General features: G+C 62.3%; 11 protein-coding genes and 1 riboswitch. Of the genes, 6 read left to right on the top strand and 5 right to left on the bottom strand.

The annotated features are described in order from the left end of the window. Positions 1–779: 779 nt before the first annotated feature. Positions 780–989: riboswitch (cobalamin riboswitch) on the top strand. A gap of 99 nt (positions 990–1,088) precedes the next feature. The 6 genes from cobW to L6D82_RS17925 all read left to right on the top strand — a co-directional run bounded on the left by cobW (position 1,089) and on the right by L6D82_RS17925 (position 11,301). Further along, on the top strand, positions 1,089–2,162 hold the full coding sequence (cobW, locus tag L6D82_RS17950) for a cobalamin biosynthesis protein CobW (protein WP_064381326.1): 1,074 nt from the start codon (positions 1,089–1,091) through the stop codon (positions 2,160–2,162). 3 nt (positions 2,163–2,165) lie between these two features. Next, complete coding sequence (cobN, locus tag L6D82_RS17945; RefSeq protein WP_236190691.1) at positions 2,166–6,047, top strand: cobaltochelatase subunit CobN; 3,882 nt, start codon at positions 2,166–2,168, stop codon at positions 6,045–6,047. A gap of 8 nt (positions 6,048–6,055) precedes the next feature. Continuing rightward, on the top strand, positions 6,056–7,057 hold the full coding sequence (locus L6D82_RS17940) for a magnesium chelatase ATPase subunit I (protein WP_236190689.1): 1,002 nt from the start codon (positions 6,056–6,058) through the stop codon (positions 7,055–7,057). Beyond that, positions 7,039–7,722, top strand: a complete 684-nt coding sequence (locus L6D82_RS17935) for a vWA domain-containing protein (protein WP_102718123.1) — start codon at positions 7,039–7,041, stop codon at positions 7,720–7,722. Before L6D82_RS17940 ends, L6D82_RS17935 begins: the two co-directional genes overlap by 19 nt. A gap of 40 nt (positions 7,723–7,762) precedes the next feature. Further along, positions 7,763–9,409 carry a phospholipase D-like domain-containing protein gene (locus tag L6D82_RS17930; RefSeq protein ID WP_236190686.1) on the top strand — a complete coding sequence of 549 codons (1,647 nt, stop codon included), beginning with the start codon at positions 7,763–7,765 and terminating at the stop codon, positions 9,407–9,409. Between the two features lie 335 nt (positions 9,410–9,744). Next, entirely contained in the window at positions 9,745–11,301 is a 1,557-nt protein-coding gene (locus L6D82_RS17925; protein WP_236190684.1) for a TerC family protein, read from the top strand. Positions 11,302–11,306: 5 nt separating this feature from the next. Here L6D82_RS17925 and L6D82_RS17920 read toward each other — a convergent pair whose 3' ends face one another. From L6D82_RS17920 to L6D82_RS17900, 5 genes are read right to left on the bottom strand one after another with little or no spacing between them, the layout of a single operon-like run. Next, positions 11,307–12,383, bottom strand: coding sequence for a GGDEF domain-containing protein (locus tag L6D82_RS17920; protein WP_102718118.1), 1,077 nt, complete (start codon positions 12,381–12,383; stop codon positions 11,307–11,309). Beyond that, a complete protein-coding gene (locus L6D82_RS17915; protein WP_102718117.1) occupies positions 12,367–13,245 on the bottom strand; it encodes a DUF4434 family protein in 879 nt (292 codons plus the stop codon). The genes L6D82_RS17920 and L6D82_RS17915 overlap by 17 nt, the downstream gene beginning before the upstream one ends. Further along, positions 13,245–16,403, bottom strand: coding sequence for an NfrA family protein (locus tag L6D82_RS17910; RefSeq protein WP_236190682.1), 3,159 nt, complete (start codon positions 16,401–16,403; stop codon positions 13,245–13,247). Before L6D82_RS17910 ends, L6D82_RS17915 begins: the two co-directional genes overlap by 1 nt. Then, positions 16,400–18,574: a cyclic di-3',5'-guanylate-activated glycosyltransferase NfrB gene (gene nfrB / locus L6D82_RS17905; RefSeq protein ID WP_085745503.1), complete on the bottom strand. Its 2,175-nt coding sequence runs from the start codon at positions 18,572–18,574 to the stop codon at positions 16,400–16,402. Before nfrB ends, L6D82_RS17910 begins: the two co-directional genes overlap by 4 nt. Beyond that, positions 18,571–18,735, bottom strand: coding sequence for a hypothetical protein (locus tag L6D82_RS17900; RefSeq protein ID WP_158247720.1), 165 nt, complete (start codon positions 18,733–18,735; stop codon positions 18,571–18,573). Before L6D82_RS17900 ends, nfrB begins: the two co-directional genes overlap by 4 nt. Between the last annotated feature and the right edge of the window lie 38 nt (positions 18,736–18,773).

Below are 18,773 nucleotides of genomic sequence, written 5' to 3'. Positions count from 1 at the left end.
CTGACGTACGGCCCTCGCTGTGGCTCGGGTTCCTTCGCTCCGGGATTGATCCGGGGGCATCGCCTACGGTTTGCTTCGCTGCACCTCCTCTCGATGTGTTTGGCTTCGCCAAACGGTCGCTGCGCTCCCACCCCCGGATCAATCCCTCCACTCAGCCTGCCGACGGGCCCTGCGATCAAAAGCGGTACTCGAGCTAACGCTCATCGTTTTGAGTGGGGGGAGCTTGGGGTGTTCGGCTTTGGTTTTTTGGTGGGTTTACCCCTCACCCCAGCCCTCTCCCCGAGGAGAGGGAGCCGATTTTTGTGCTTTTCAAAGCCTGAGGTCGACTCGGTATTGCACGTCGGCGTAGCTCCCGCAAACACCTCGGTCAGTTCCCTCTCCCTCCGGGAGAGGGCTAGGGTGAGGGAAGGCTCTTGATCTGGCCTTTGCTCTGGCTCTGGCTCTGGCTTTTGATTTTTTGCCCCTTCGGCAGGCCGAGCGGAGGTGTCCATCAGGGGGTAGGCGCGTAGCGCCGTGCGGCGAAGCCGCATACATCGAGAGGAGGTGCAGCGAAGCAAACCGTAGGCGATGCCCCCTGATGGACACCGTAGCGAGGGAACACTGAGCCTAAGCGAAGTGCCGTACGCCGGGGCTCAGCCTTTTTGGTTACTTTTTCGGCGTTTGGAAAAAGTGACCCGCCGTAAGGGCGGAACCCTAAGAAGCCGTTACCGCAGCAACGGATATGCTCACAAATCCCAAAACCAAAAAACAACGGCCATTGACCCATCACGAACCCATGCGTAGCCTTGCGCTTTCGAGGTTCTTCGGCCCACGCCGAAGCTAAGAAGGGAACGCGGTCCAAGCCGCGGCTGCCCCCGCAACTGTGAACGGTGCTGTTCGCTGCCACGCCACTGCCAACTCAATCCAGAGCCAGCGGGAAGGCGCAGCGGATACCGGGCCAAGGCCCGAACACCGTCAGCCAGGAGACCTGCCTCGTCACAGATTCTCACTTTCAACCGGGCGGGGTGATCCGGTGGCGAACTCTCCAGGCACGCACCCGCGTTGCCGGTCTCGTCCCGTATGCCCGCCACCTTGCCAAAGGGCATCCGATGAAAACACTGGCCAAACTCCCCGTCACCATCGTCACCGGCTTCCTCGGCTCGGGCAAAACCACCTTGCTGCGGCACATGCTCGACAACGCCCAGGGCCGCCGCATCGCGGTGATCGTCAACGAGTTCGGCGAGCTGGGTATCGACGGTGAAATCCTCAAGCAATGCACCATCGGTTGCACCGAAGAAGAAGCCACCGGCCGCGTCTACGAATTGGCCAACGGCTGCCTGTGCTGCACGGTTCAGGAAGAGTTCTTCCCGGTGATGCGTGAACTGGTGGCCCGTCGCGGTGACCTCGACCACATCCTCATCGAAACCTCGGGCCTGGCACTGCCGAAACCGCTGGTGCAAGCCTTCCAGTGGCCGGAAATCCGCAGCGCGTGCACCGTTGACGCGGTGATTACCGTGGTCGACAGCCCGGCCGTGGCCGCCGGCACTTTCGCCGCGTTCCCGGATCAGGTCGATGCCCAGCGCAAACTCGATCCGAACCTGGACCACGAATCGCCGCTGCACGAACTGTTCGCCGACCAACTGGCCAGCGCCGACCTCGTCATCCTCAACAAGGCCGACCAGACCAGCCCCGAAGACCTCGCGCGCGTCCGTCTGGAAGTCGCCGAAGAGCTGCCGCCCGCAGTGAAAATCATCGAAGCCAGCAACGGTCGTCTGCCGCTGGACGTGCTGATCGGCCTCGGTGCCGGCTCCGAAGAACACATCGACAGCCGCCACAGCCATCACGATCACCACCACGGTGAAGGCGATGACGATCACGACGACCACGATCACGACGCCTTCGATTCGATTTCCATCGAACTGCCGCAAGCCGACGAAAGCCTGTTGCTCGACGCGCTGACGCAACTGGTGGTTCAGCACGGCATTCTGCGGGTCAAAGGCTTCGCGGCGATTCCGAACAAGCCGATGCGTCTGCTGATCCAGGGCGTGGGTACACGTTTCGACAAGCACTTCGACCGTCAGTGGGGCGCCGATGAGGTGCGCGTGACGCGTCTGGTGTTGATCGGTCAGGAACTGGATGCCGCTCAACTCGAAGCGCAACTGCGCGCCGCGCTCAGCGTTTAAGCCATGCACCTGCTCAGGACCCAGCCCGGCGGTTTCGTGTCGGACGACAACATTGCCGACCTTGGACAAACCCCCGCCGAACTGGTGATCCTGTGCAGCGGCGATTCCAGCCTCGCGCTGCTCGCCGAAGCCGCGCAGCAACTGCCCGAGGATTACCCGAGCGTGCGGCTGGCCAACCCGATGCAGGTGCAGAACCATGCGTCGGTCGACCTGTACGTCGATGAAGTGCTGCGCCACGCCAAGGTGATTCTGATTTCGCTGCACGGCGGCATCGCCTATTGGCGTTATGGCGTCGAGCGGCTGGTCGAGTTGTCCGAGCGTGGCGTGCAGGTGATTCTGGTGCCGGGCGCTGATCGGCCCGACCCGGAGCTCAGCGACCTGAGCACCGTCGGCGCGGAAGACCGCGACCGGCTCTGGCAGTTTTTGCGTCAGGGCGGCATGGGCAATGCGCTGGACTTTTTCCGGTGCCTGGCCAATCGCTGGCTGGCGCGGGATTACGTGTGGGGCGAGCCGCAAACGCTGCCACGCACGGCGATTTACCACCCGAACAAAAACACCGCCGCACTGGGTGACTGGCAAGCCGATTGGCGGCCCGGTCAACCGGTGGCGGCGGTGTTGTTCTATCGCTCGCATTTGCAAGCGGCCAATACGGCGTTTATCGACGTGTTCTGCCAACGGCTTCAGGCGGCCGGACTCAATCCGCTGCCGATCGCCGTGGCCAGTTTGAAAGAGCCCGGCTGCCTGTCGGTGGTCGAGGACTGGCTGGATGAGGTCGAGGCCTCGGTGATTCTGAACACCACCGGTTTCGCCCAGTCCAGCCCGGAGGCGCCGCATCTGCGGCCGTTCCGTCGCAACATTCCGGTGATCCAGGCAATCTGTGCCCAAGACAACGAGCCCGGTTGGCGCGAGAGCGAACAGGGCCTCGGTCCGCGGGATCTGGCGATGCACATCGCATTGCCGGAGCTGGACGGCCGGATCATCAGCCGACCGATCAGCTTCAAGGATCTGGCCTGGCGCAGCGAGCGCAGTCAGTCCGACGTGGTGTGTTATCGGTCCCAACCCGAGCGCATGGATTTCGTCGCCGAACTGGCGCGCCGCTGGGTCGATCTGGCGCGGGTGCCGAACGCTGAAAAGCGCATCGCGCTGATTCTCGCCAACTACCCGACCCGGGACGGACGCATCGGCAACGGTGTCGGCCTCGACACGCCGGCTGCTGCGCTGAATATCCTGCGGGCGTTGCAGGCCGAAGGTTATCCGCTGCCGGCCGAACTGCCGGACAGCGGCACCGAACTGATCCAGCAATTGCTCGGCGGCGTCAGCAATGACCTCGACACCCTTGATCAGCGCCCGTGCCAGCAAAGCCTGGCGATGGACGATTACCTGACGATGTTCAACGCACTCCCGGAAGCCAATCGCGCGGCGGTGCTGGAGCGCTGGGGTTCGCCGCAGAACGATCCGATGTGCCGTGACGGGCGGATGATGATCGCTGGTCTGCGTTTTGGTCTGACCTTCGTCGGCATTCAACCGGCGCGGGGGTATCAGGTCGATCCGAGCGCGGTGTATCACGACCCGGATCTGGTGCCGCCGCACGCGTACCTCGCGTTCTATTTCTGGCTGCGCCAGACCTACGGCGCTCATGGCGTGATCCACGTCGGCAAGCACGGCAACCTCGAATGGCTGCCGGGCAAAGGTGTGGGCCTGTCGGAGAACTGCTGGCCGGACGCATTGCTCGGGCCGCTGCCGAATATCTACCCGTTTATCGTCAACGATCCGGGCGAGGGCGCCCAGGCCAAACGTCGCACCCAAGCGGTGATCATCGACCATTTGATGCCGCCGCTGACCCGCGCCGAAACCTACGGCCCGTTGCGCAATCTGGAACTGTTGGCGGACGAGTATTACGAAGCTCAGTTGCTCGATCCGCGCCGCGCCCGTGAATTGCAGCGCGACATTCTGCAACTGGTGCGTGACACGCAGATTGATCGCGAATTGCAGCTGGATGCCGCCCTCGACAGCGATGCCGATGCGGCGATCTGGCTGCCGCGTCTAGACACTTATTTGTGTGACTTGAAGGAATCGCAGATCCGCGATGGCCTGCATATTTTCGGTGAGTCGCCGACCGGGCGTTTGCGCATCGACACCTTGCTGGCGCTGCTGCGGACTCCGCGCGGCGATGGCAAAGGGGCTCAGTCGAGTCTGTTGCGGGCGTTGGCCAAAGCGTTTCAGTTGGGGTTCGATCCGCTGGATTGCGCACTGGCTGATCCCTGGGCCGGCCCGCGTCCAATGGAGTTGCTGTCGGTCAGCGACGAGGTCTGGCGCACGGCGGGGGATACCCGCGAGCGTCTGGAGCTGTTCGCGGCGCAATTGATTGAGCAGACACTCAACCAAAATCAAGCCTTGCACAATCCCTGTGGGAGCGGGCTTGCCCGCGAAGGCGTCGTGTCAGTCAATATCTCTTTCACTGACATATCGCTTTCGTCGGATCGCCGCCCGGGGGCAAGCCCGCTCCCACAGGGACCGCGCTGGGTTGAAGTCGGTGCAATCCTCGACAACCTGCGCGAAGTGATTGCCCCACGCCTCGATGCCTGCGGCCCGGCCGAAATGCACGGCTTGCTCGACGCGTTGAGCGGCCGATTCGTCCCGGCCGGCCCGAGCGGCGCGCCGAGTCGCGGTCGCCTCGACGTGTTGCCGACCGGGCGCAATTTCTACTCGGTGGACGTGCGCAATCTGCCGACCACCACGGCGTGGCGAATCGGTTTCCAGTCGGCCACGCTGATTCTGGAGCGACACCTGCAGGATCACGGCGACCACCTGCGCCAGCTCGGCCTTTCGGTCTGGGGCACCGCGACCATGCGCACCGGCGGTGACGACATCGCACAGGCCATGGCGCTGATGGGCGTGCGCCCGGTGTGGGCCACGGGCAGTCAGCGGGTCGATGACTTCGAGATTCTGCCGCTGAGCCTGCTCGACCGGCCTCGGGTTGATGTCACGTTACGGGTCTCCGGATTTTTCCGCGATGCGTTCGCCAATCTGATTCGTTTGTTCGACGCTGCCGTACAAGCCGTGGCGGAACTGGACGAGCCGGACGACCTTAATCCGCTGGCCGCCAAAGTCCGCGCCGAACGCGAGGCGTTGCGCCAGTCGGGGCTGGATGAGGAGGCTGCCCGGCGTCAGGCAGGCTGGCGGATCTTCGGTGCCAAACCCGGCGCTTATGGCGCAGGTGTGCAGGGCGCTATCGATGGTCGCCTCTGGCAAACTCGCGAGGATCTGGCCGAGGTCTACCTGAACTGGGGCGCCTACGCTTACGGCGGTTCCGACGAAGGCACTGCCGCCCGCGAGCAATTCGTCCAGCGCCTGAGCCAGGTGCAGGCCGTGCTGCAAAACCAGGACAACCGCGAGCATGATCTGCTCGATTCCAACGACTATTACCAGTTCCAGGGCGGCATGCTCGCTGCCGTGGAAAGCCTGCGCGGCGAAGCGGCGGCCAGTTATCACGGCGACCACAGTCAGCCGGATCTGCCGAAGATCCGTACGCTGAAAGAAGAACTGAACCGTGTGATTCGCTCCCGAGCGGCGAATCCGAAATGGATCGACGGGGTCAAGCGTCACGGCTATAAAGGCGCGTTCGAATTGGCGGCGACGGTCGATAACCTGTTTGCCTTCGACGCCACCACGCAACTGATCGATGATCACCAGTACGCGTTGCTGGCCGATGCGTATCTGCTGGACCCGGCGACCCGCGACTTCGTGCGCGAGCATAATCCCCACGCCTTGCGCGACATGACCGAACGCATGCTCGAAGCGCAGCAACGCGGGATGTGGCAGGAACCGGGCGCCTACAAAGAGGCGCTGGAAAACCTGCTGCTGGACATAGAAGAAGAGAGCTGAGACTGAACATGACCGACACCCCGCATTTCCCGCTCTCCGCCGTGGTCGGCGCCGAGGATCTGAAGCTGGCGTTGTACCTGACGGCCATCGACCCGAAAATTGGCGGCGTGCTGATCGAAGGCCCCCGCGGCATGGCCAAGTCGACTCTGGCCCGGGGCCTTGCGGATTTGCTGGCCAGCGGTCAGTTCGTCACCTTGCCGTTGGGGGCGACGGAAGAGCGGCTGGTTGGCACGCTGGATCTGGACGCGGCGTTGAGCGACGGTCGCGCGCAGTTTTCCCCGGGCGTACTGGCCAAGGCTGACGGCGGTGTGTTGTATGTCGATGAAGTGAACCTGCTGCCGGATCATCTGGTGGACTTGTTGCTCGATGTCGCCGCCAGCGGCACCAACCTGATCGAGCGCGACGGTATTTCCCATCGGCATTCGGCGAAGTTCGTATTGATCGGCACGATGAACCCGGAAGAGGGTGAATTGCGTCCGCAATTGCTGGATCGCTTTGGTTTGAACGTCGCACTGAGCGGTCACACGGCGCCGGTCGAGCGCGGGCAGATCATTCGCCGTCGACTGGATTTCGACAGCGATCCGCAGGCGTTCTGTGGGCAGTGGGAGGCTGAGCAGCAAGCTCTGCGTCAGCGCTGCGAGAACGCCCGCAAGGTTTTACCGGGTATTCCGCTGGATGATGCGGCGTTGGCGCAGATCACCGAGCGCTGCTTCGCGGCGGGCGTCGATGGTTTGCGCGCCGATCTGGTCTGGCTGCGTGCGGCGCGTGCTCATGCGGCGTGGCGCGGGGCTGAAGCCATCGCCGAGCAAGACATTGATGCCGTGGCTGAGTTTGCCTTGCGTCATCGTCGTCGCGAGCAGTCTTCACCCTCTGCACAGCCACCGGCGCAATCGCCGTCCGGCACTAACGCCGAGGCGAGTGAAGGGCAGGGCCAGTGGGGCGAAATGCCGGCGCCAGCACTCGCTACCGGCGCCCGCCGCGAAGTGCCTGTCTGGCCAAAAAAGCCCTAGGCATTCGCCCCCGATCCGACGCGGGGGCGAATGCCAGACCCCGCGCCGGACGCCTCGATAACGGTCGCCAGGGCAAGCGTCACGCGGCTCGCAGTGGCTCGGTGAACTGGCCCGGAACCTTGCTCAATGGCCGTCCGAAAACCCGGGCGGATCTGCTGTTTCAACTGCGCACCCGCACGCCCCATGAACTGTGGCTGGTGATCGTCGACGCCTCGGCCTCGACCCGTCGCCATCAAGCCTTGAGCGATGCCAAGGGCGTGCTCGCGCAACTGTTCGACGACGCTTACCGCCAGCGCGCGCGCCTTGCGTTGTTGACCGCGAGCGGCGCGGCGCCGAAATGGCAGGTGCAAGGGCTGAAGGCCTCCAGCGGGTTGCGCGCGTGGCTCGATGGCTTGGGCGCGGGAGGCGGCACGCCTCTGTTGGCAGCGCTGACGGAGGCCGGGCATTGGCTGGCGGTGCGGCGCAAGCGTTTCCCCGCCGAACAGCAACGGTTGCTGGTGATCACCGATGGCCGATTGAAAGACTGTCCGGAACTGCCCGGGCTCGCGTGCCCGGGCCTGTTGATCGATATCGAGCGCGGACCGATTCGCCTGGGCCGCGCGAAACGATTGGCGACAGCACTGGACGCCGATTACCGGCATATCGATGAGTTGTTGTCGGTCTGAGAGCTATGCTGCAGTAAGGCCAAATCACAGGGAGTGAATCATGCGCGTACTGGTCGCCAATCCGCAGGACGATTTTCGCGTCAAGGCCTATGCCGGCACCAATGGCGTGCTGCTTGCCATGGACCTTGCCGAGCCCCGGCGCAAAGGCCTGCTGGGGTTTGCCATCGAAAAGCAGCAGGGCGACAAACCATGGCTGTTCCTGTTCAACAGCCTGACCTTTCCCGACAAGATTCACACCTTCCCGCAGTTTCACGCCACGCCGAGCGACAAGGCACCGTTGCAGAAATTTCGCTGGGCCGATTACGCGGTCAATCCAGGCATGACGATTAACTATCGCGTGCACCTGGCGTATGGCTCGCCGGATGCGCCGCAACTGGGTGAAGCGCTGGAGCTGACGATTTGTTCCGACGACGGTCATTCCGCTAATCAGTGCGTGATTTTCAACCGCGCCGTGGCTGCCAGTCAGGCGTTTCAGCGCAAATTTCCCGATCTCGACGCACAGATCAGCGCCAACAAAAACATGCCCATCGAAGCATGGCCCGATGCGGCGCGTCAGTGGCTGGAGAACGGCCTGCTCGGGCGTCTGCAGGGGTTTATCGAGCGTGCGGTGGACGGGCAGTGGGCGCTGGACATCGCGATCTACGAATATCAGTTACAAGCCATCATCGACACGGTGAACGCGGCGTTCGAACGAGGTGTTCAGGTGCGCGTGCTGTATCACGCCCGGCCCGACGACGAAGACACAACGATCAACGAAGCGAGCCTTGTGAAACTGCCGGCGAGCAGCAAGCGCGGGCGGGTCACCCATAACATTTTCCATAACAAGTTCATCGTCCTCAGCCGCCTGGACGGAGGCGGTGAGCGCCAGCCGCAAGCGGTGCTGTGCGGCAGCACCAACTTCACCGCCAACGGCGTGTACCGCCAGGCCAACGTGGTGCATGTACTGGACGATTCGGCGATCAGTGCGAGTTACCTGAAAACCTTCGAGCAGATCTGGGCCGAGCCGGCGGACGTCGGCGCCACCCGCGACTGGATCACCCAACACAACCCGATGAACCCGGCGCAGCCCTTGTTCGCCGGGTTTTCACCGCGTACCGGCGGCGCCGATCTGCGGGAGTTCGTCGATATCATCGAAGGAGCGAAAAAAGACCTGCTGTTCGTCACCGCATTCGCCTTGCCCGACGCGATTCTCAACGCGTTGCTCGGCCAGCCCCACGACGACATCCTGCGTTACGGCCTGCAAAACACCGTCAGCCGCATCACCGGGTTTCACGCCGACCGAACCGCCGAGTTTGCCGCCACCGCGTTGCTCAACACCGGGCTGGAAGGCTGGCTGCGGGAAAACATGAAAGGGCAGAAAGGCAACCTGCTGGTGCACACCAAAGCCGTGGTCACCGACTTCACCAGCGACAGCCCGACCCTCATCAGCGGCAGCCATAACCTCAGCACTTCCGCCAGCAACGGCAATGACGAGAACTATCTGATCATTCGCGGCGACACCGATCTGGCGGACCGCTATGGCCTGGAGCTGCTGCGGTTCTACGAGCATTACCGTTTTCGCTACTTCGCGAAAAAACTGGCGTTGAAGCAGGTGCAGCCGCTGGCGGCGGATGACAGCTGGACCAATGACTACTACGTCGAGGGCGATCTGCGCCAGTTGTCTCGCCTCAGGTTTGCCGGGCGTTAGCCCTTACACATCCGTTGGTTGCCGATGCTGACGGGGACGGCGATAAGCTGGCGGCGTACAGATTTTGAAATGATTTCCAGCTGTAGGAAAAGTCATCAGAGCCTGTACGCTTCAAGGCCTTTTTTCATTCAGGATTTGCATGAACACCCTCTCGGAGCCTCCCAGTTCTATTCCAGGAACCCCGTTCCCCTCGCGCCACGGCGCGCTCTTGACGCACTTCCAGCATCCAGTCTTCCGACTACCGACTATCGTTGTTGGCGCAGCCTTCGAGCTTGCGCGCCGCACTTTGCCGTGTCCGGCAGCCTGAATTCACTGACGAGAGATAGAGAAAGATTATGGAATGGTTAGCGGATCCCACGGCATGGTTGGGCTTGTTGACACTGATCGTGCTGGAACTGGTACTGGGTATCGACAACCTGGTGTTCATCGCGATCCTGGCGGACAAACTGCCGCCCCATCAGCGCGACCGCGCACGGATCATCGGCTTGAGCCTGGCGCTGATCATGCGTCTGGGCCTGTTGGCGAGTATTTCCTGGCTGGTCACCCTCACGCAGCCGTTGTTCGAGGTGTTCGGCAAGAGCTTCTCCGGCCGTGACCTGATCATGCTGTTCGGTGGTGTGTTCCTGTTGTTCAAGGCGACCATCGAGTTGCACGAACGGCTGGAAGGCCATATCGGCGAGCGCTCGACCAACACCGCTTATGCGCTGTTCTGGCCGATCGTGGCGCAGATCGTTGTGCTCGACGCGGTGTTCTCCCTGGACGCGGTGATTACCGCTGTGGGCATGGTCGATGAACTGGCGGTGATGATGATCGCGGTGGTCGTGTCCATTGGTGTGATGATCGTTGCCAGCAAGCCGCTGACCCGCTTCGTCAACGCCCATCCGACGGTGATCATGCTGTGTCTGGGCTTCCTGATGATGATCGGTTTTGCCCTGACGGCCGAAGGCCTGGGCTTCCACATTCCGAAAGGTTATCTGTACGCGGCCATTGGTTTCTCGATCCTGATCGAGATCTTCAACCAGATCGCCCGCGCCCGTCGCAAGCGCTCGATGCAGGGCTTGCGCCCGATGCGCGAGCGCACGGCCCATGCGGTGATGCGTCTTTTGGGTGGTCGTAAACTGGCGGTGGAAGAGGTCGGCGAGGAGATTTCCGACCTGCTGGATAACGGTGAAGCGCCGAGCGCGGAGCTGTTCGACCGTCGCGAGCGGGTGATGATCAGCGGCGTGCTGCAACTGGCTGAACGCCCGATTCGTGCCTTGATGACGGTGCGCGCCGATGTCGATCACATTGATCTGGCCGACGATGCCGAGGCTATTCGTACACGGTTGATGCATTCGTCCTACTCGCGCTTGCCGTTGATTCGTAACGGCGCAGTGGATGAGCCGTTGGGCTTCGTGCACAAGAAGGAATTGCTCAAGGAGTATCTGGCCGGCAACGAGCCGAACCTTGAACACCTGGCGCGCAAGACCGTCAATCTGCTGGACAGTTATTCGATCCTCAACGCACTGGAACAAATGCGTGCGGCCTCGACCCACATTGCCTTCGTGGTCAACGAGTTCGGTGACTTTGTCGGCGTGTTGACCATGACCGACATTCTCGAATCGATTGCCGGTGAACTGCCGGATGCCAGCGAAATCGCCGGCCCGGACGTGGTCGAGGAGCAGGGCGGGTACATCGTCAACGGTGCGCTGAACCTGACCCGTATCCGCGAGCACACCGGTTTTCGCGCCGAGCCGACCGAGGATTACCAGACCCTCGCCGGGCTGGTGATGAGCCTGCTGGATCGCCTGCCGATGAAGGGCGATCGACTGGAACATGACGGTTGGGGCATGACCGTAATGGCGGTCGAAGAGCGTCGCGTGACGCGGGTGTTGCTGGTGCGTGAGGCCTGACGGCCTCACTGATGAAAGGTGTAGCGGTCCTTGCCGGAATGCTTTGACTCGTACAGTGCTTCATCGGCCTTGATCAGTGCCTGGTTGAGGGTGTCGCCATCTTCGACCCGGGCCAGACCGATGCTGATGGTCACCGGGTGCCGGGTCGGTTGCTCGCGCACCACCCGGCACAATTTCCCGGCCAGCGCCTCGACATCCTCGCGGCGCACACCGGCCAGATAGATCGCAAACTCCTCGCCACCCAGTCGCGCGTACTCAAACGGTGCCATCACCGCTTTGATGTCCGCCGCGATGCGCTTGAGCACCTCATCGCCGATGTCGTGGCCGTACACATCATTCACTTTCTTGAAGTTGTCGATGTCGATCATCGCCAGGTAATGGTCATGCTCGCGCGGTACGGCTTGCAGGGTTTTTCCGGCGCGGGTCATGAATGAACGACGGTTGGGGATTTCAGTGAGGGTGTCGTTGTAGGCTTGGTCCAACAACAGCTTGGACATGATGTAGTTGTAGAGCTTGACCTCGCGCAGCTTCAGAAACGTATAGATCGTCAGCCCGCAGAGAAACACGGCGTACGCGAGGGTCATCACGCCTTTGAGTTCCAGCAGGTTGATACCGGTGTTCATGAACGGATTGAGCACCAGCCAGGTGATGGCCTGGGCACCGAAGAACGACCAGCGGCTGAGCGGCAGTACCGAGGCGCTGTACAACGTAGTGGCTGCGGCGAGCACCAGCCAGATGCCATGAAAGGTCGGCGGCAGGCCGTCGATCACCATTCGGATGCCGAGTGTGATGATCACCACGAATGTCAGGTTCAGCCAGTCGAAGTGTCGAGCCTTGCGGGTGAACATCAACACCACAGCAAGAATCGCAAAGGCCGCGATGAACACCATCGAACGCCAGGTGAATCCCTGATTGCCGATGAAGCTGACGATCAGGTCGAAGGCGAGCCAGATGCCGATGCTCGCCAGGTAGATCAACAGGCAGAACGAATGCAGCCGCTCGAATTCATGCTGGATGAACTCGCTCCACAGTTCGGCGGGCGCGGTCTTCTTCAGGACTTCGTCTTCAATGGTTTTGTACATTGCTGCCCGGATGCTTGCGTTGGTTGTCGAGGATGACCGAGCCCCACGGTCGATAGCGCAGGGAAAACACCGCGTTCTGATGGCAGCCGGTCGAGGTCGCATCCGGGTTGGCCGGCTCGGCACGGAAGGGCTCGCCCTCGCGGCTGACCTGCCGGAAGGCTTCGCGCACGATCCCCACGGAGCAGGGCAGTGCACTGGCATAACCGTTGCGCACCAGCGGTGACAAACGACCGGTGCCCGCGCCGTCCTGCCACCAGACCTGCGCACCCGCCGCCGTCAATTCGCCCAACCATTGACCGTTGACCGCCGGGGCCAGCTTGCCGGCACTGAAGGCGCTGACATGCAGCGGCGCATCCAGCTTCGCGGCAAAGTCCTTCAATTGGCGCTGAAGTGTGGCCCGTCGATCTGCCGCCAGAAAGTGCAGGTCGTCCAGCTCCAGCGGCAGATACCAGCCGTTGACCGGCAGCTTCCAGTCCCGACGGAGCTTCTGCTGCTGAGCCAGTGACTGGCCCAGTTGTGCCTGCCAGTAAGCGCCGAGACCGGCGCTGTCCAGTTCATCGATGCGTTTGTAGTAGGCCGGGTCCATCGCCAGGCCGAGCACCAGTTGCAGACCTTCCCGCTGAGCGAGTTTCAGGCTGTTGGCGAGCCAGCCATTGGCGCCGTCGAAGTCCGAGTCACCATAAGCCGTCCACTGGACGATCACGGTACGCGTGCCTTGTTTCGCGGTGTCTTGCCAGACTTTCTGCCACTGCGCCTGGGTCAGGCCGGCATCGACATTCAGCGGCTGATAGAAGACACGCTCGTCGGCCTTGGCGACAGTGGCACTCATCAGCAGGCACAAACACAACATCCATCGAGCCATCAGAAATTCCACTCCACGCCCAGCAGCACGCCGTTGCCGCCTTCATACAGATTGCCGCCCAGCGACTGTTGATATTCGGTGCGAACCGTCAGTTTCGAACGGTAGGCGTTGTAGCGATCCTCGTCGTACCACCATTGCCAGCGCAGACCGACACCGGTGCGCAGGTCCTGGCGCCAGTCGTTGCTCGGGTCCTGGCTGGCAAACTCGAGGAAGCCGTAAGGCATGATCGTCTGGGCTCCACTGAACGGCAGTTTCCAGGCGTGACCTTGCTGGAATCGCGACAGCCACTGGTGATCGCCGGCCTTGGTCCACCACGCAGCATCAAGATAGAGAAAACGCTCGTCCCAATCGTTTTCGTCGACCCGCCAGTCGTTGCGGTACTTGCCCTGATCGAGGAACGAGGCGGTGGCGCGTAGCAGGTAATCAGTGGTGGTGTGACCGTCCTTGCGGTGATCGTTGACCTGATCGAACAGCTTTTCCGGCACCAGCATCTGGCCGAGGCTCAGGCTGTGACTGTCGTCATCGTCGAACTGGCTCTGCTTGTAGATCTCGCCGTAGAAGTTGATGTTCTGTGTGCCCCACGGTTTGTAGCGCAGGCCGACACCGGCGGCGAGGGACTCGGCGTAACTTGAGCGACCTTGTCCGCCCAGCAAGACACGTCCGTACACCGACAGCGTGCTGCCGGCGCGGCTTGGTTCTTCGCCCAGGGCGTGGTCCCACATTGCCAATTGCACATTCTGCGAATCCGAGCGACGGCGTGAACCTTTGCTGTCGTCCGGGCGCACGAAGTCGTTGGTCGAGATCCCGGCCGGCGACCAGGTGCTGGCAATCGTCCGGCTGTCACGCCGTGACAAGGTTTCATGGGCGCGGCGCTGGCGATAACGGCGGGCCTCCATGCTGCCGTCTTCGCCATCGGCCGCCACCGGGTTCTGCTCCAGATCGATCACCCGGCGCAGTTCCTTGCGCGCGGAGGCGCTGTCTTCGACTTCGTCGTAGCGCCAGGCCAGGGTTTCGCCGAGGCGGTAATCCTCGGGGAAATCGCGGGTGGCCTGTTGCAGATACGGAATCGCCGTGGCGCGTTCTTCGCGGGTTTCGGCGCCGGCCAGACGCATGCCGTAGTCGGCGCGATAACGCGGATTGTTCGGCTCGCGGCGTACCGCTTCGGCCAGCCATGCAGTGCTTTGCGGCAGGTCACCGGCCTTTTGCGCGGTGACCGACGCGGCGTAGAAGTGGCCGGCATCCGGTGCCTGCTGCAGGGCCTGGCGCTGACGTTGCAGTGCCTGGGCGTGATCACCCCGTGCGTCGGCGATGGCTGCGCCGAGGGCCCATTCATTGGCACCGCGAGTGGTGCTCTGTTGCCAGTAGGTTTCGGCGGTCTGGCTGTCACCAACATTCAGGGCGCTGCGACTGGCTGTCAGACGCGCGTTGTCGCTGAGTTCGGCGGTCGGGATGCTGCGCCAGATCGTCAGTGCACCGGCAGAATCACCGGCCGCTTCCAGGGCATAGGCCAGCGGCAGACGACTGCCGCGATCGCCGAGCTTTTCAGCCTGCTGGTAATAGACGACGGCTTCACCCGGGCGATCAGGCATGGCGCAGCGACCGAGCGCGCGGTAATCGCCAGCCGCTTGCGGGTGGCTGCCGATGGCTTGCTGCACGGCGTCGCACTGGCCGGTCTCCGCAAGTTGCGCGAGCAGTTGGCCGCGCGTGGCACCGTCCACCCGGTTGAGCAGGAGCGCCATGCGTCGCTGTTGCTCCGGCGTCGTGGAGGGCGCTGCGGCATACAAGCCGGCCAGACGCTGCAACGCCGTCGCCGGCAAACGCCCGTCATGACGATCGAACGCAGATTCCAGCAACTGTTGAGCGTGCGCCCGATCACCGGCATTTACCGCAAGATAGGTGGCCTGATTGAGCGAGGAAAGATTGTCGGTCTGTCGGTAATGCAGTTCCCACAGGGTCTCCGCTTCGATCATCCGTCCCATGCGCTGCGTCAGTTCCGCACGGCGCTTGACGATATCGGGCGTCTGTTTCTGACCGGCCAGCCAGGCGTTGACTTCGGCACTGCGACCTTGCTCCTGCCAGATGTCGAGCACCTGTGTTTGTCGTCGACTGTCCCAAGGCTCCGGTAGACGGGTGCTTTGCAATAGATCCGTGGCTTGCAGGCGCTGGGCGAGTACCAGCCAGGTCTGTGGGTCGTCGGTCGGCGGGCAGCTGCGCAGTTGCTTGAGCGCGGCTTCCGGATCCTGGCGCGACAGCCATTCCGCGGTTTCCAGGCAAGGCCGTTGCAGATCGTTGCTCAGACGCTGCACGGTGGGCACGTCTTCGGTCTTGCGTGCCAGTTCCCACAGACGCTGACGTTGCGCCGGATCGGCGAGATCGCTGGCCGGCAACGACTGCATCCAGCGTTGGGCCTGTTGCTCGTGGCCCATGGCGATGGCGCGGTCGACCATCGCCAGGCGAATGTTGCGTGCGGCCTCGGGACTCGGCGCCTGTTGCAGCAGTTGCTGTAGCGGCTTTTCATCGAGACGCTGCACGTAAGCGTTGGCCAGCCGTTGCCAGCCTTCGGCGTCCAGTTGTTTGCGTGCGGCCAGCGGCGCCAGTTGGTCGATGGTGCCGCTCCAGTCGCGCAGTTGCTCCGACCAGTTGGCGCGGGCCAGGCGCAAGATGTTGTCGTCACCCTTGGGCGCCAGTTGTGCCAACCAGTCATGGGCCTTGGCCGCGCCGCCGAACTTGGCCAGGCTCAGGCTGTAGGCCTGCCACAGACGCACACGGTCATTCAGGCTGCTGGTGGCCATCCAGCTTTCAACTTGCGTGCTGGTCGGCGGATCCTGTTCGATCCAGGTCAGGCGCAGGTCGAGCAGGGCATCGCTGTTGTCCGGCAATGCTTGCAGCGCTTCCTTGTAACGGCGTTGATTGGCCAGGGACTCCACCAGCAGTGCCCGCGCCTCATCGTTTTTCGGGACCTTTTCCAGCAAGTGGCGCATCAGTCGTTCGACTTCTTTCCAGTTGCCCTTTTTCGCCTCGCGATAGCTGCGGTCCATGTAGGGGTAGCTGCGGAACTGTTCAAAGTCGCTCAGCGGTGCAGCCTGCAGCGGATACGCGGTGCTCAGGCCCAGCAGCAGGCTGCCCATCAGCAAGGTTTGACGATGCACAGGCTTCATGCGACCTCCCGGACAATGCGGTAGGCGGCTTGCTGTTCGCTGGCCTGATCGGCCAGGGCCTGTTCCAGTACTTCCTGGGTAATCATGCCCCGGGAAATCAGGTGTTCACCGAGTGACATCTTCTCGGCATCGAAGTCGATCAGCGCCTGATTGAACAGGGTCGGCGGAACCATGCCGCGCACCTGCAACAGATTGCCCAGCAGCACTTGATGGCGGCTGACCCGTTCCAGCAGGGCTTCATCGTCCTGATGGCGCTCAAGCACTTCGAGCATATGACGCACTTCCTCATTCTGGCGGGGGCTGGCGTACCAGTAACGAATCCCCAATGTGACTCGGCCCTGAGGTGCGAGACGGCTGCGCACCGGGCGTTTCAATTGACGGCTGATGGCGCCGAGCGAGACCTGACTGACCGGGCCTTCGGAGGCCAGAATCAGGGTGTCGCCTTCTTCGGCCACCGGCAAAATGCCGTAATGGGAGGCGACCCGGCGCGGTACGGCATCGATCAGGCGCTTGTCGAGCTTGAACGGATTGAGTGGCGCCCATTCCAGATCAAGCTGTTCGGCCAGGGTTTGCACGAGTTGGGTGCTGTTGATGTATTCACGCAACAGCAGTTCGCGCCCGAGGCGCCGGCGTACCGGGCTGGTGATCGCCGCTTCCAGTTGCTCTTCGGTAAGCAGGCCTTTTTCCACCAGCCGATGGCCAAGTGGAGTGCGCTGGGCCTTGGTCAGCGCCGGGAATTCGTGAGTGGTTTTGTCCCAGGCCACACGCCGCGAATCGCCCATTTCCATGACCTGACGCAAGGCGCGCAGGTTGGCGAAGAAATTGACGAAGTTGCTCCACATCATGCGCGGCGCTGACAGCAGACCTTCAACCAATCCGTAGTAACGAGTGACGAACCAGCCGCGCTGGAACAGGCGGTTGAGCAGCATCAGGCCGTTGAGCCACAGTAGCACTGAGAGCAGCGAGCTGTCGGCGAGAATCGAGGGGTAGCGCCAAGAGTCCGGGGAAATGATCGTCACCGCCCACATCGCCAGCAGTACCAGGAACAGCAGGTTCACCAAAAAACTCAGCAGGTAGGCGATCAGCCCGCGACGGTCGCGCCACAGGAAGTAGTTGAGAAGACCCTTGCGGCTCCAGCCGAGGTTCTTGGTGCCCTGGAACACGATGCCGACAATCCACCGCGATTTCTGCCGGATTGCGTGTTGCAAGTCACGTGGGAAGTGTTCCCGGACACAGATCACCTGGGAGAATTCGCGGTTCATGCCGAACACCCAGGGTTGCTCCAACGCCAGTTTCGGATCGCTGACCGAATAACGGGCGAAGATGCATTTCATGCCTTTCTGTTTGAGGCGGAAACCGATGTCGTAGTCCTCGGTGAGACTCTGCACATCGAAGGCAATGCCGTCGCCGTCTTCCAGCAGGGCGCTGATGGCTTTACGGCTGAAGCAAGTGCCAACGCCGGCGCTGGGCACCTGGCCGGTGAGGGCTTCGCGGACGATGACGTCTTTGCCGTGGTTCTCGGCGAACTCATCGACGTAGTGCCCGGCGGTGAAGCCTTTCCACTCCGGCGCGTAGGGGTAGACCGGTATCTGGATCAGGTCCTTGTTCGGCAACAGGTAGTTGTAGAGGCGCAATTCCATCGGCGAAATCACGTCTTCGGCGTCGTGCAGGATGAACCCGGCGAACTGGATTTTCGCCTCGCTCTCGAAGCGCAGGATCGCGTCGATGATGTTGTTCAGGCAGTCGGCCTTGCTGGTCGGGCCGGGGCGGGCGCACACCACTTTGTGCACGTTGGGGTAGTGCTGGCAGACCGCGTCGACATCGGCCTGGGTTTCGGCGTCGTTGGGGTAGGTGCCGACGAAAATCTGATAGTTCTCGTAGTCGATGGTCGAGGCGGCCAGACGCGCCATTTCACCGACCACGCCGACTTCGTTCCACGCCGGCACCATGATTGCCAGCGGTTTCTCGGGAATCGAATACAGGCGTTCCTCGTCGGCACGCTTGAATTTCTCGTAGATCCGCCAGCGCCGGATGAATTTGCGGCTCCAGTAAACGAGGTCGATGAACAGGTCATCGAGGCCGAGGATGAACATCAACAGGGCGAGGGCAATCGCCACATATTTGAGACCGAACAGCACATACGCGAAAAAATCGACCCACCCCAGACTCATACCCCTTTACCCGCCGCCGAGCGTGCGCTCAGCCAGGCGTAGAGGCGGTTGGAACAGATGTTGAGTGTGATGTCGGGCCACTGACGCAGAACCCGGGCCAGCGGGGCCATTTTGATGGCCTCCGGGCGAGTACCGAAAACCATCATGACATTAAAGGACATTGACCCCTCCTGGGACGAAGCAAGGCCGCGGCCAAAGG

The organism is Pseudomonas paraglycinae (assembly GCF_021601625.1).
In the GTDB taxonomy this organism is placed as follows: domain Bacteria; phylum Pseudomonadota; class Gammaproteobacteria; order Pseudomonadales; family Pseudomonadaceae; genus Aquipseudomonas; species Aquipseudomonas paraglycinae.
Note: the sequence above shows the minus strand (reverse complement) of the source record. Positions and strands in the feature narration are given on the sequence as shown.